The sequence below is a fragment of the Aurantimonas sp. 22II-16-19i genome (assembly GCF_002088275.1).
In the GTDB taxonomy this organism is placed as follows: Bacteria; Pseudomonadota; Alphaproteobacteria; order Rhizobiales; family Rhizobiaceae; genus Jiella.
The window spans coordinates 17670-31141 of the sequence record NZ_AQQS01000020.1 but is presented as its reverse complement, the minus strand read 5'-3'; the positions used below and the strand labels follow the sequence as shown (position 1 = coordinate 31141).

Genomic DNA, 13472 nt, shown 5'->3' with positions numbered 1-13472 from the left:
CGGCCGGGCATGGAGACCTTGTATGTCCAGCATTCAGAAGCCCGCTTGCTCGGGCGACGTCAACGACTCCGGACCGGGCAAGCTCCCGATCAGCCTTTCGGATTTCCTTGAAAGCGAGGCCAACCGCATCGTTGCCGAGGCGGTCTGCGCAGCCATGGCCCTGCCCAACGATGCCGTGCTCGGCGCCTTCTCCACCATCGGCTCGATCACGCGCTCCATCACCACCCGGGCCGGTCAGGCGATCCCGGTCGTCATCGCAGAAGGCCTCAGGACGGACGAGCGCCTCGTGGTCCTGAGGGAGGTCGAGATGCCGATCACCCGGACGGCCGCCGATATCATCCGGCAGAACGCAGACGATCATCCCGTCCTCCTCTCGCATGAGGAGGCCATCGCCCGGCGCTTCATCGTCGATCTGGTGGTGATCGAGAAGGAACACCGCCACGCTATGCTCTACGATTCCAAGAGGGGAGCGGCCGCCCTTTCCTCATGCAAGGGGGTCCTAGACCTGCTCCGCGGGGCGGCGCTGACCGGCGCGAGCGCCCTGCGCGGCATCGGCTACGATGTCGCCACTGTCTCCTACGGCATCATCGACCGATATGGGCGCACCGGCGCTGATCCCACCCGCACGATCGGCCCGGACAAGTTGGATGAGCATTTTGGCGTGCCGCTTCGGCAGACACTCGATGCCTTCGACGTGATCCTTGGCAGAATGCTCGCCGCCCAGCTTGGGCCGCTGGCGGCCTCGATCGTCGCCCTTTCCCGGCCGCGGCCGGCGCCCAAGACGGAGCCAGACGACGGAGATGCAGGGCAGGAAGCGGGCTCCAACTTCCCGGCCGTCACCTTGCCGGCGCGGCTTGTCGGCCCGACCGAGCGGCGGGCCATGGCGGCGAGCGGGGCGGTCTGCTCCTTCGGGAGGGTCCGGTGATGACCATCATCCCCCTGCACCTGATCCGTTCCGGCAGGCCCGCCTTGCGCTGCAAGCCGGTCCAACCCGAAGAGAGTGAACCGGCTGAGGCGGGTCTTGTCATTCCCACACCTCCCGTCCTGCTGATCGCCTATGCGCTGCATGCGCATCGCTCCGGCCGGCTGGATGTCGCCACGGCGGACAGGCTCATCCGCCGCCTGCTCGCCAGCGGTGATGCCGCCGCGCAGGTTGTCGCCTGCTTCCTTCTCGCCCGCCAGCACCGACTGCCGGACGCCAGTCCGCCCGCTTCCCGCCCGGCCGCAATGATCGGCAACTCGCAGTCCCTGAATTCCTCCACCGACAGGAGATCGACATGACCAAGCGCCCGATTTCCGGCCCCCCGAAGCAGACCACCGGCAAGCGCGGGCTCACGGAGCCACACGCGTCGAAAAAGCAGGCTCGCTCCAAGCCGGCGCCCGCGCTGCCGAAGACCGGCACGGCGGTGACGCCCACCGGGCGCGAGCTCGTCAGGCGCCTGTGGGCGTGCCAGGGCAAAAGAGCCGTGCTTACGTTCACTGCTTCCTATGAGGACGACGATGGCCTGCTGGATGGGCCCGTCGCGTCCGCCAGCAGCGATGCTCAGCCGGCGCCAGCCGTGATCCCGCCTGCAGCGGATGATGTCGCCGTGGCGCTGCTGCTCGGCCGCGCCTTGCCAGCGCCCGCCATCCTGGACCGGCTCGCCTGCGGCGCCCCCGTGCTTCTGCTGCGCGCCGCCGACCCCGAGGCGATTGCCGAGCGCATGGCGCGTTTCGCCAGCAACGGTGTACTCTCGCCCGATCGCCATCAGCCGTTCCGCAACGCGGATCTGCGCGGGTTCTTCCGCCGGACCGCCCGGACCGCAGTGATCATTCTGACGGAGGAGGCCCCCAAGCCGGGCCGCAAGGCGGAAAGAAATGGTCCATCCGTTCTGATCGCCTCGGCACTCGCCTGCGCTGCCCCGGTGATCGTCATCGCCAGCCGAGGCAAGAGTGATCTCGCCGATGCGGCAAGTCCCTATGCCGAGATGGACGCAATCCTGCCGGAGCTCGATCCGGAGACCATCCGTTCCACTTTGCGCAATGTGTTGAATGTCCGGCGCGTCCGCCGGCTTCCCGCTGGGCAGGCGAAGGTCCTGACCCTGACCGATCTGGCGCTCGCGGGACGGCCGGGCGTCTCGGCGGCGCAGGCTGTCAGAAGCCTGGAGCGTCTGGCCGCCGCCCGTCTCGGCTCTGGAGAACATGCCTCGTCCGGGCCACGCTTGGAAGAACTCGCGGGCTACGGTCCGGCGCGCGCCTGGGGCCTTGATCTCGCCCGCGATCTTGCCGACTGGAAGGCCGGACGGATTGGCTGGAGCGCGGTAGATCGAGGTCTGCTGCTGTCCGGCCCACCGGGAACCGGCAAGACTACTTATGCCAAGGCTCTGGCTCGAACCTGCGGTGTACCGTTGATCGCTTCCTCGGTAGCGCAGTGGCAGCAGGGCGACGGCCACCTCGGCCAGGTCCTAGGCAAGATGAAGGCGGTCTTCGAGGAAGCCTGGGCGAAGGCGCCTGCGATTCTTTTCCTGGACGAGCTCGACGGCATCGGCCGGCGCGATCACCTCACGGGTGAACACGTCGAGTATTGGGAACAGGTTGTGAACAACATCTTGGAGCTCGTCGACGGAGTTTGCTCCGGCGAGGGCGTCGTCATCGTCGGCGCAACCAACCATCCCAACCGTATCGATCCCGCCCTGCGGCGTTCCGGCCGTTTGGATCGGCATATCACCATTCCCCTACCGAATGTCCCCGCCCTCGAGCAGATCCTGCGCTCGCATTTGAGCGACGCCCTGGCTGAAGAAGACCTTCGGGGCGTCGCACGGCAGTGTCTTGGCTCGACGGGCGCTGATGTGGCGGCCTACGTGCGGCGCGCCGAGCGGATCGCGCGGCGGGCGCGCCGGCCGCTTGCAATCGACGATCTGGCGGCGGCGATTGCCGAAGAGCGGCCCCGCCGGCCCGAGGAGGCGCGGCGCATCGAGGCGATGCACGAGGCAGGTCATGCCATCGTCGCCATGCGCGAGACAGGGGCGAGCGACATCACGCTGGCGATCGATCAGCCGCACGGGGGATATATCGCGATGCGTGGCGGAGCAGGAGTTGCCTTCCCATCGAAGGAGGATCTCCGGCGGCATGTGATCATGCTGATGGCCGGGCGCGCCGCCGAGGAAGCGATCCTGGGCGCTCCGAGCGCGGGATCGGGCGGGAGCGAGGAAAGCGACCTGGCCCGCGCCACGATGCTCGCTCTCTCGATCGAGACCGGGCTGGGGCTTGGGGATGACGGCGGTCTGGTGTGGGAGGCGCAAGACGTGGCGCTCGCGCGCCTTGGGGGGGACCCAGATCTGCGGCGGCGGATTTCCGCGATGCTGGACGCAGCCTATGCCCGCGCCAAGGCGGTCATCATGGCCGAAAGGGAGACGGTGATGCGTCTGGCGGACGCGCTTATGCGGCAAAGCGTGCTGGAGCCGTCCGAGGTGCTAGCGATCATCGATGGGGCCGAGGAGGCAAAGCTCGGGAATTCCGGCCCGGAGGGTCCGGATCGAGAGGCCGGGATGAAGGAGGCGGTATCCCGACAGGCCGCGAAGCGCACCGAAGACGGGAAAGCACCGGGCCGGAACCTACGCCTGCGAGGCACGTCGCCAACCTCTGTCCTGATCGGCGGGGACAGACCCGCCGGCACGCGAGCCTCCGATCAGGCGTAGATCCCAGTTCCACCTTCAACCCGGCGGGCGAGACACCTCGCCGGGTCGCCATCAGAACCATCAATGATAGAGGAGGGCCATGATGCTGCCCTTTATCCCGCCGCAGGTAACGGCCGACCTCACCCGCCGTTTGCGCGCGCTTGCTGACGATCTTGACCGCATCGCCGCCGGCCAGGGACCGAGTGAGACCGAGCTTTCCGAGGCTCCGCTTCTGACCGGCTGGGGGCTTGTGGCAGAGCCGGCATTCAGGATGGCTGGGCATGTCGAGGGTCATCCCGACTGCGGGCCTGGCTTCGTGATGACCTCGCCGCTCTGGCACGTCGATCGATCGCTGACCTGGGGCCGCACCCTCTCGCGCCTGTATCGCCTCGGCGTGCCCGCGGGAAACGATCTGCAATAGGGCAGGCATTCTTGCTTGAGGCGTCCTCCGCTCGATGCCTGGGTCAGATCACTGGCGGACGAAGTCCCAGTGAGATCGCGAGCTACCGCTTGATATCTCCGCTTCCGAGGCTGCTCTCCAGGGCTAGGATGACCAGATCGGCAATCGTCATGCCACAATCGGCGGCCTTCCCGATCAAGGCGGCTTTGAGCTCCGGCGTGATCCGGATGTTCAACTGCTCCGTCCGGCCCTTTCGGCGCAAGGCTCGCCCGTCGAGCAGCGGAGGTGATTCCGCGTGCTGTCTGGCTGCCTGTGCCGGCGGCAAGCCGATCCGGTGTAACTCGGGGCCGAGGGACGCGCGTGCTGCCTGCAGAAGATCAAGCCGGGCATCGGGATGCTGGTGCCCAGCGCCCTTGGAGGTTCTGTCCTCAGCCATGACGCATCTCCATGTGTGAGCCCCGGTCGAGGAGCTTCGTCATCACGGCTGCGGCGAGGGCCTCCGCATCGGCCCGCGCGCTCGGCAGGCCCGACACGGCGGCATCGTCCAGGGAATGCACCGTCCCGCCGTAAGACCAAACAGCCCGATGCGCCGCCCTGTCCGGAAGACCGGGAAGGACCGGCCGCTGCATTTGCTGGAGTTGCTCCAGGGCGTCCCGGGCCGTTCTCTCCCGCCAGGACAGCATGGTGGTCGCCGAGGGCACATAGGCCAGCGGAATAGTGGAGCGCCCCGTCGTCGACCTCAGGAGAATGTCGACGCCGATCGCCTCAATAGCGTCGAGGACCGACAGACGGCAGGGAACCAGAACGGCGTCGGCGAGCACGGCGGACTGCATTCCCAGTGAGCGGCGGCTCCCTTCCGAATCGATAATGACGACGTCGAAATAGGCTCGTCCACCTTGGGCGGCCTTCTCCAGCTGAGCGGAATCCAGGGCAGGAAGGACGCGGATCGTATCGGGCCGGCCGGCCATGTGCGACCAGCGCATGAGCGGCGCATTGGGATCGGCATCAATGACGAGAACGCGCGCGCCAGCGTCGGCGAAGGCGCTGGCCAGCGCCAGCACTATCGTACTCTTGCCGGAGCCGCCTTTGAATGAAACGGATGCGAGCACTTGCATAGTGTCTGCTCCTTGGTTGATCGTCCTCGGAGCGTTGACCGATTCCATGAAAGTAAGAAGCGTGCCCGATGGATGAGAATGGCAGGCTGCTGGCTAGAAGCTGGCTAGCTGCCATCTGCCTGCTGGCAGTCTCTAGCTAGCTGGTATCTGCCTGCTAGCTTAGATGAAGCGAACGCTAGCCGCCCTGTTGGGAGCGGGCGTTCAGCAGAGTGAACGGAATGTGCGTTCTCCTGTGGTTCGGCGCGACGCCATGACCCCGGTTCATAATACGCTCCGCTGCTATTTCAGACGCTTACCAGCGTGCCCCCCACGCCGATTGGCGTCGAACCCCGGCGCCGATTCACAAGGCGTTTTCCTCTTATTTGGGCTGCAACCGCCTTTGTGACGAGAAGGACACCTTGGGCCTTGACCCTCCAACGGTGGGAAGGCGCACGTTTGCCCGATCACTCCGAATCGGGAAAAGAGACATGTCCGGATCGTTTCAAAAACCCACACATTCCGCTCCTCACGACCATTCCGGGCATCGGCATGGGCCCGACCATCGGTGCCGCGACCACGAGGTCGCCGAGGGCCCGTCAGGCGAGGTCACCGACCCCGTGTGCGGAATGACGGTCGATGCAGACATTACGGAATATCGAGCCAAGGCAGACGGGAAGGCCTATTTCTTCTGCTCGCAGGGCTGCCTTGAGAAGTTCCAGGCGGACCCGAGTCAGTCCGTTTTCGGACCGCTCTAACAGGCAGAAACTACTCCTGATCCGGTGCCGAGGGGACGGTCGGCTTCGAAGCGGGACAAGCATCGTGCACATGAAGTGTCAGGTTAGCGCCGCATGCGCCGCTGTGCGCACGGCTTCAGTGAGATGGCGGAGAGATGCTACTGGGAGACGGGCAACCGTCCAGTGAAGCGGTACGTCGATCCGCGCGCCAGGCCTAAGCTCGACGAGGCGCCCGGCGGCGACATGCGGCTCTGCGAGCGTAACCGGCTGCATGCCCCAGGCTAGTCCCGCCAACGCGAGATCGAGGAAGGCATGTGTCGACGCGGCGGTGTAGGTCGGGGCGTCGAACTCGATGCCGAGCGTCTCCCTGGCCCAACGCCGCTGTAGTCCGTCGCGCCGGTCGAAGCGCAAGCAGGGTGCCCTCGACAGCGCCTCTGCGTTCACGCCGTCAGCAAAGAATCGCGCTACGAAGTCTGGACTCGCGCAGGCGGCATAACGCAGCGCGCCAAGCGCGAACGTCCGGCATCCCTGAACCGGCTTCGCGTCGGCGGTCACCGCAGCCAGGACTTCGCCCGAGCGAAGTCGGTCGGCCGTGTGCGCCTCGTCATCCAGCGTCAGGTCGAGCGGGATGCCTGTCGACTGCCCGAATGCCGTCGCCGCCAGCGGAAACCATGTCGCGAGACTGTCGGAGTTCACCGCCACCTTCAGAGCGACGCGGGTAGTTTCGGTCCCGGCATCATGGAAGAGATCGGGCGCGAGATCGGACTCCAGCAGTCGCACCCGGTCGAGATGGGCACAGAGGATGCGGCCGAGATCGGTTGGCTGGCAGGGCTGACCACGCACGACCAAGATCGCGCCGAGCCGCTCCTCCAACGCCCGGACCCGCTGCGAGACGGCGGATGGCGTAATGCCAAGCGCGAAGGCGGCCCGCTCGAAGCTCCCCTCGCGGATCACGGCGCCGACTGCGGCAAGGGCGGAATAGTCCAGCATGAATGAAGCAATGCTTCATCACGCTAAGGAGAACAAGTTTTACTTCGCGTCGCTTGACGCGCACGAACACCATCATGATGAACCTTCTCCCACCCTTCCTGTCCGGCTTCGCGCTCTCGGCCGCGCTCATCATGGCGATCGGCGCCCAGAACCTCTTCGTCCTGCGACAGGGGCTGCGGGGAGAGCATGTCGGAGCCATCGTCCTCTTCTTCGGGATGTCCGATGCCCTGTTGATCGCTGCGGGCGTCGGCGGTGTCGGTGCGTTCCTGTCGGCTGCTCCGCAGCTGACGACGGTCTTGGCCCTAGGCGGCGCAGCCTTCCTCGCATGGTACGGCATCGCCGCCCTTCGCCGGACGGCATCGCCTGGTGCGATGGCGGTCGCGGCAACTGGCGGTCTGTCGCTCGGTCGCGCCATGGCGACGGGTGCCGCCTTCACGTTCCTCAACCCGCACGTCTACCTCGATACAGTCCTGCTCATGGGAACGGCAGGATCGGCGCAGCCGGAAGCGCTGCGCCCGGTCTTTGTCTTGGGGGCAGCGATGGCGAGCTTCACGTGGTTCGCGGTACTCGGCTATTGTGCGCGCCTGTTGCAACCGGTCTTCACACGCCCCGCTGCCTGGCGCATCCTCGACGCCGGCGTCGGCATCGTCATGCTGACGCTTGCGGCCTCGCTCGTGCTCGGCACTTTCAACCAGTTAGGCTGACCCCACCGATGACCGTCCCCGATCTACTCCTCGTCCATGACGGCGCCCAGCGCTGGTCCGAGGGCGTGCGCGCAGTCTACTTTGCGGGCAATCCGCCGCTCCTATCTCAATGATCATTGCAACGGAGCCGACTATGCCCGGTCCTTCTCCCTTCCACGGCCTATGCGCCTTCCCGATCACGCCCGCCGACAAACACGGGCGCGTCGATGTCGAGATGCTCGCGAGGCTTCTGGACCGCTTGTGCGAGGCGGGCGTCGACTCAATCGGCCTCCTCGGCTCGACCGGCACCTACGCCTACCTGACACGAGACGAGCGGCTCCGGGCGGTCGAAGCCGCAGTGGAGTGCGTACGAGGGCGCGTGCCGCTCGTCGTCGGCGTCGGGGCGCTCCGCACGGATTGGGCGCGGGATCTGGCCCGGGACGCCGAGGCCGCAGGCGCCGACGCGCTCCTCATGGCGCCGGTCTCCTACACGCCCCTGACGCAGGGCGAAGCCTTCGAGCATTACCGGGCCGTGACGGACGCCTCCGGCTTGCCGCTCTGCATCTACAACAATCCTGGCACCACCCACTTCACCTTCGGCCTCGATCTCCTGGAGCGGCTCTCCCGCCTTTCCACGATCCAAGCCGTTAAGATGCCCTTGCCTTCGGACGGCGACTACGCGGGCGAGATCACTACCCTGCGCGCCCGGACGGCGCTTGCGGTCGGCTACAGCGGCGACTGGGGTACCGCGGATGCGCTACTGGCTGGGGCAGATGCCTTCTACAGCGTCCTCGGCGGCATGCTGCCCGCTCCGGTCGTTGCCCTCGCTCGCGCTGCGCGGGCGGGCAATGCCGAGGACGCACGTCGCATCGATGCCGAGCTGTCGCCGCTTTGGGAGGTCTTTAGGACCTTCGGAAGCCTACGCGTCATGTACGTGCTCCTCAATCTCCTTGGCCTCGGAAAAATGGAGCCGCCGCGGCCGATCCTCCCGCTTGGGGCAGCGGTGCGGGAGCGTGTACTGGCGGCGGCGGGACCCTTGCTGGCCGGTTGATGAGGTGAGCCTTCCCGTCTGAGCTTTGCACGACGGGTGTCTGCTTTGTGCAAAGGCAGTCATTCCCGATTGCAGGGACGCAGGGCGCCCAAGCCCACCACTGGGCCTTGGGAATTTGCTGCCGCTTGAGGCCGTAAGTCTGCGGAAGTCGCCGACATCGTCGCCTATGTCCGCGAGGTCCAGAAAGCGAGCGGCATCTTCTGAGCCATGGCTGTCAGCGGCGCAGGTATTTCACCAGCGCCGCGAATACCAAGACAAGGATGATTACGACGAGAAGGCCCCACAGCCCCATGCCAAGAGGCATCCAGCCCATGTAACCGGAGTGTTGGTCCATCATCATATACTCCTACGCCGACGGAATTCGGTTTTCAGCGTTTCCGATGAAGTGGAACCTGTCTGTGATGAGACTTTTGAGTTCGTCCTTGTATTCATGTAGTCTTTCGAAGAGGTCGCTGAATGCCTTGGCGAAGAGGCCGAATTCCTCGTAGGTCCTGTTGAAGTGTGAATCGGCAAGGGTTTCGGCGCCGATCGGCGTGGGGTCCCTCAAATAAGGATCTGAAATATCAGCGGAGCTGACCATTGACCGGAGTCCCATCACTGCGCCGAAACACAATTCAGCAGGCTCGCGGAGACGTGGGCGAAGAGCTGGACGACTTCGGTGGCGTATGGCGGATCGGATGCCAAGTGATCGCCGGATGTCTGAGGTCCAGCACCTCGGCGATCGCCGCCGGGACGACGAGGAGCCGCCGCAGGATCTCCTCCAGCCTCTCGGCATGCCGGTCGAAGGCAGACAGCCAGACGGCCGCCTTGTAGCCAAAGGTTACCAGCAAGGGCGTGCTGCAGATGCGTCCGCCCTGCCATCGGGGCGCCCCTGTGGAAACGGGCCAGCGAGGCGAGGTTGCCTTGGGCGGCGTCCACCTGGCGACGACGATGTCGAGGCCCTCCAGCAGCTGGAGCGCCGTCGCCGTGTCCATATATCATCGGACTGACAGAAGGCCGAAGCATGATAGTATATCGGCTAAACACCTTGAACGACGATCGACTTTGCCTCACCGCACTCCTCTTCTATAACCGGTAAACGTCTGCTTTCTCGGTTCGTCAGCGGCAAGCTTCTTTAAAACGGAAAAGTCCCACGCGCCGATCGGATCGAAGGAGATGCCTTCCGGCAAAGGACAGGTTGCGACTCTTGGTACGAGCTCCGGCGTCACCTCGGCCCAATCGTAACTCTCGTGGACATCAGCGGCGGCGTGACCGGCCTGGATACGTACCGCATCGGGAACGTGGCGCCGATAATGCGTAATTGCCCTCGTGCGGATCGAGTGGAATGTCTCGCCAACTGCGCGGCCTCCGGCCCCAGCGGAGCGAAGGATCCGGTTCATTCTCTTGGAAGCTGCCGCGGCAGGGTTCTCAGTAGTCAGGATGTCCGGAAACAGGAAGCTAGTTTCATTCATGAACTGAACAATACCGCGCTCGACCAGATACTGATGCAAAGCGAATGCCATTAGGCTTTCGTCCGTCTTAACCGGTACCCGGCCTTCGCCATTAGGTAAGTCTACTTCACGCGTAGGTCGGACGATGTAATAGTCGCCGGTCTTCTCAAGCCAGCTCGCATTGAGGTAACATAGAAGGCCGATACGTCTAGCAGTCAGAATGGAGAGCGGGATCATAAGAGACGACAGGAGGTTTCTGCGCTCGACCCCAAGATGGATAGCCTGGTTGATGACGTCGACTTTGAGGGGGCGGTATGGAGCGTTTGCCTTCGGACGATCGTAGCGAACGGGCGCAAAAGGATCTGTAATCCTCAGCTTCCGACATTCACTCGACATGACCGAACGTATTGGAGCAAGGGTCGAGACAATTGACGCTGCGCTCAATGTCTTAACATGGCTGGCCGGTGGAACAACAAATTCTCCACGCTCATCCAGAGTGATTTTTGAAAGATCGGTATATAGGGGGACGTTCTCAATCAGATCAAGAAAATCGTCGAGATCATCTGTCTCGTATTGGTCGATAGGCCGATCCCCATACAAACGTGTAAAAGCGTTGAGTATTTTCTCGTACCGACGCACATCTTTTTCACCCATCTTGCCATCTTCACGGTGCTTCGACAGGTAGCGCCCCGCAGCCTGCGAAAAAGTCGGCATCATTTTCGTCTTGGTTTGTCGATTTCGTGTTTTATCCTTCTCCACTAGATCGTTCGATTGCGAAGTGGAACCCGAAGTCTGCGACGATGCAGAGACTGCCTGGTCCCGATGAGAAGATCCGAACTTGCTCGCAAGGTCTCCGACAAGGTCCGATGCCCCGTTCAGGAGAGCGGGCGCCATTGCGGGATCGGTTCGAGATAGCAGTTCAAGCGCCTTAGCGCGGTCCAACAGGCCGGTCAGGGCCGGGATCGTTGACTTGAACTTACCGGCTGCGATAGCCGCCAAGGCAGCGTGCGCGCCTCCGATTGCTCGTTCCACGATCTGTCGCTCCCGAGCGGGAAGATCGTCGATCTTCGGGACATGCTCCGTTCCCTCCGCCTGCATATGCAACGCCTCCAGTTCTGCGATTGCAACAGCGAAATAATCGCGGCAGATCGCAGCCAACCTTGGACCGATTGATCGAGCGTCCCGTCTGGTCATCGGACCGCAGTTGATCCGAAGGAGGCCGCTCCGCCTCTCACTGAGAGAATCGGTGCGGTTGATTGTATCACTGATCTCAGCTGGGAGTCGGAAGGCAAAGCGCCACCCCTGTCCGTGCCGGCTCATATAGGGGACGATGGTTCGCGCCCGCTCCGCGGGACGGCGTCGTCGTGTCGAAGATTTGGGAACTTCCGTGGGAACATGGCACATGGTGTAACGCGCAAGAACACATGGCGGATGTGGAAAGCCCCGTGGGAAACCGTCAATAACCGTCGCAAAGGGCTGATCTGCGGGGACATGGACGCGGCAGACGACGGGATAACCGCGACCGGCGCGCAACATCAAAGTGGCGGCAGAGCGTCGTTCGTGGCGGCGACGCGCAAGATCAGAGTGGCGTAGAGATAGCGTGGATTGAGGATTCGGGCGCAAGTTTCAAAATGGCGGCGGTTCGGCGAATGGACTTCTGGAGGTTGTGTCGATTCCTCCGCCGAGTCATGTTGTGGTCCGCGTTTCGTGACACATCGGGTAGCCAAAGAATGCCCCTCTACAACCCGCATGACCGTAAGCAGAGCAGCTACCTTTTCGTAGACGCGGAGAGCTTCAGGCATGCCTTAGTAGATATATCAAGTATATATTTTGATCGTGCAGTCATCAAAGTGGATTGGAGTCGTTTACGAGAAGGACACCAGAAAGTCTTCTACTATGATGCGGTACCCGTTCAACGCGCAGATGAAGACGAAAATGCCTACGCAGTGCGTGTAAGACCAAAGCGAGATGAACTGAGTGCGATCGAGCGAGAGCCTGCTTGCCATGTCAGAACAGGAGATATGAAGCATCGAAAGACACGGGGCAACGAGCAAAAGATGGTTGATGTCCAACTCGCCGTTGATGCCATGAATGCCGCCAGTAAAGGATTATTTTCTAGTTTAACTTTGGTCACAGGAGATCTGGACTTCAAGCCGCTTATAGCAGCTTTAGTTGATATGGGTGTGGATGTAACGCTACATTTTCCTCCAGGTCATACTAGCGAGGATTTGATTGCAGCTGCTGACAATGCGATTCCAATAGATATTAATACCGCAAAGGAATATATTTCTCTCAATAGCAGTCAGCGTCGGTCTGTTCCAACTGCTGTATACGATTTGCAGTCCTTTGAGAAAGCGCCGGCTCGCGCTCTGGCACGGTGGAGTAACGACAGGTATGGAGACTGCTTTGTTATTGAAGAAAAAGGACGCCTGCGATTGGTGACGGAGCTTTCTATAGCCTACCCGGAGACGCATCGGCTGATTATCAAAGCTGCAACGCAGGAACACATGAGATATCATGCTAAAATGCATTACGAACTAGATGTTCCCGAGTGGTAACTTAGTTTCGTCTGCATGCAAAATTATCGTTTTTTTTGTTTCGACGGATTTTCTCACATATAGCGCAGATGCGCCTTCACCCGGCCGACGATGTGCAGGCTTGGCAGTTCGTGCGGCTCGACGCGCTCGTCGACATAGCCGGCAGACTTGTTGTCGCTCGACAGAATGATCGACCCATCCCGCATCAATTGCACCCGCTTCACGAGCACTAGATCGCTGTAAACGACGGCATAGAGGGCGTTGTCGACGACGTGGTCGATGGATGTGTCGATCAGGACCTGATCCTGGTCCGAGAGGGTTGGATACATTGAGTCGCCTGAGACCGGCAGGATGGTGCCGAAGGCCGGATTGACGCCGATCGAGCGCAGGAACGCCTCCTGAAACGCTACGAAAGCGTCCACCGTCTCGGAATGCGCGATCCGGCCCGATCCCGCCGAAGCTTGGACATCCATGCGGGGAATGAGGACAAACGCTCCTTCCTGAAGGGCCTCAGTATCAACGATTTGCAGCATGGGCGGTCTGCTTTGTTCCTGTTGTGTTCCGGTCGGACCATGACTCGAAATTGCGGACGAGTCACGCGTCGATTCGGCAGCCTCCTTCGGTCCGGAGCCTGTCGCGAGCCAATTTACTGAGACGCCAGCGCGCTCGGCAATCTGAACAAGCGCATCCAGTCTCGGAAGCGAGCCTTCAAGGTACTGCCTGACAGACCCCTCAGAGATGCCGACCTTTCGGGCAAACGCAGTTTTCTGCCGATCACCCCCAATCAGCTCCGCCAACCGATCTTGAAACGTAGACAACTGCGAACTCCGAATGCTGTTCGGAGTTCCGGAAACGCACGCGAAACGCGTCAACCCCCTGAGAACTCAGAGGAAATTC

Annotated in this window: 15 protein-coding genes; 7 read left to right on the top strand and 8 right to left on the bottom strand. The window is 62.6% G+C overall.

All coding sequences use genetic code 11. From position 1 onward, the window contains the following. The first annotated feature begins 22 nt into the window (after positions 1-22). From ATO4_RS16000 to ATO4_RS15985, 4 genes are all read left to right on the top strand, one after another. Entirely contained in the window at positions 23-925 is a 903-nt protein-coding gene (locus ATO4_RS16000) for a hypothetical protein (protein WP_083592542.1), read from the top strand. Beyond that, complete coding sequence (locus tag ATO4_RS15995; protein ID WP_083592541.1) at positions 925-1281, top strand: hypothetical protein; 357 nt, start codon at positions 925-927, stop codon at positions 1279-1281. The genes ATO4_RS16000 and ATO4_RS15995 overlap by 1 nt, the downstream gene beginning before the upstream one ends. Further along, positions 1278-3677 (top strand): AAA family ATPase, encoded by a 2400-nt coding sequence (locus ATO4_RS15990; RefSeq protein WP_083592540.1) that lies wholly within the window; start codon positions 1278-1280, stop codon positions 3675-3677. Before ATO4_RS15995 ends, ATO4_RS15990 begins: the two co-directional genes overlap by 4 nt. Positions 3678-3756: 79 nt before the next feature. Beyond that, a complete protein-coding gene (locus tag ATO4_RS15985) occupies positions 3757-4077 on the top strand; it encodes a DUF6634 family protein (RefSeq protein ID WP_083592539.1) in 321 nt (106 codons plus the stop codon). 82 nt (positions 4078-4159) lie between these two features. Here ATO4_RS15985 and ATO4_RS15980 read toward each other — a convergent pair whose 3' ends face one another. The 3 genes from ATO4_RS15980 to ATO4_RS15965 all read right to left on the bottom strand — a co-directional run bounded on the left by ATO4_RS15980 (position 4160) and on the right by ATO4_RS15965 (position 6874). Then, positions 4160-4492, bottom strand: a complete 333-nt coding sequence (locus tag ATO4_RS15980) for a hypothetical protein (protein ID WP_083592538.1) — start codon at positions 4490-4492, stop codon at positions 4160-4162. Beyond that, positions 4485-5171, bottom strand: a complete 687-nt coding sequence (locus ATO4_RS15975; RefSeq protein WP_176223021.1) for a ParA family protein — start codon at positions 5169-5171, stop codon at positions 4485-4487. The genes ATO4_RS15980 and ATO4_RS15975 overlap by 8 nt, the downstream gene beginning before the upstream one ends. 812 nt (positions 5172-5983) lie before the next feature. Further along, on the bottom strand, positions 5984-6874 hold the full coding sequence (locus ATO4_RS15965; RefSeq protein WP_083592535.1) for a LysR family transcriptional regulator ArgP: 891 nt from the start codon (positions 6872-6874) through the stop codon (positions 5984-5986). A 74-nt stretch (positions 6875-6948) separates the two neighbouring features. On the opposite strand from ATO4_RS15965, the gene ATO4_RS15960 reads away from it, so the two are divergent. Both ATO4_RS15960 and ATO4_RS15955 read left to right on the top strand, forming a co-directional pair. After that, positions 6949-7578 carry a LysE/ArgO family amino acid transporter gene (locus tag ATO4_RS15960; protein ID WP_083592534.1) on the top strand — a complete coding sequence of 210 codons (630 nt, stop codon included), beginning with the start codon at positions 6949-6951 and terminating at the stop codon, positions 7576-7578. Between the two features lie 133 nt (positions 7579-7711). After that, on the top strand, positions 7712-8608 hold the full coding sequence (locus tag ATO4_RS15955) for a dihydrodipicolinate synthase family protein (RefSeq protein WP_083592533.1): 897 nt from the start codon (positions 7712-7714) through the stop codon (positions 8606-8608). Between the two features lie 214 nt (positions 8609-8822). Here ATO4_RS15955 and ATO4_RS28725 read toward each other — a convergent pair whose 3' ends face one another. From ATO4_RS28725 to ATO4_RS27205, 4 genes are all read right to left on the bottom strand, one after another. Beyond that, the gene (locus ATO4_RS28725; RefSeq protein WP_280940504.1) at positions 8823-8945 is read right to left on the bottom strand and encodes a hypothetical protein; all 123 of its coding nucleotides are present in this window, start codon (positions 8943-8945) and stop codon (positions 8823-8825) included. Between the two features lie 9 nt (positions 8946-8954). Beyond that, the gene (locus ATO4_RS15950; RefSeq protein WP_083592532.1) at positions 8955-9188 is read right to left on the bottom strand and encodes a hypothetical protein; all 234 of its coding nucleotides are present in this window, start codon (positions 9186-9188) and stop codon (positions 8955-8957) included. 34 nt (positions 9189-9222) lie between these two features. Beyond that, a complete protein-coding gene (locus tag ATO4_RS15945; RefSeq protein ID WP_083592531.1) occupies positions 9223-9582 on the bottom strand; it encodes a hypothetical protein in 360 nt (119 codons plus the stop codon). A 75-nt stretch (positions 9583-9657) separates the two neighbouring features. Next, entirely contained in the window at positions 9658-11232 is a 1575-nt protein-coding gene (locus ATO4_RS27205) for a hypothetical protein (RefSeq protein ID WP_139802490.1), read from the bottom strand. A gap of 536 nt (positions 11233-11768) precedes the next feature. Here ATO4_RS27205 and ATO4_RS15935 point away from each other — a divergent pair. Continuing rightward, on the top strand, positions 11769-12596 hold the full coding sequence (locus ATO4_RS15935; protein WP_176223020.1) for an NYN domain-containing protein: 828 nt from the start codon (positions 11769-11771) through the stop codon (positions 12594-12596). Between the two features lie 53 nt (positions 12597-12649). Here ATO4_RS15935 and ATO4_RS28425 read toward each other — a convergent pair whose 3' ends face one another. Next, the gene (locus ATO4_RS28425; RefSeq protein ID WP_083592528.1) at positions 12650-13108 is read right to left on the bottom strand and encodes a S24 family peptidase; all 459 of its coding nucleotides are present in this window, start codon (positions 13106-13108) and stop codon (positions 12650-12652) included. Positions 13109-13472: the final 364 nt, after the last annotated feature.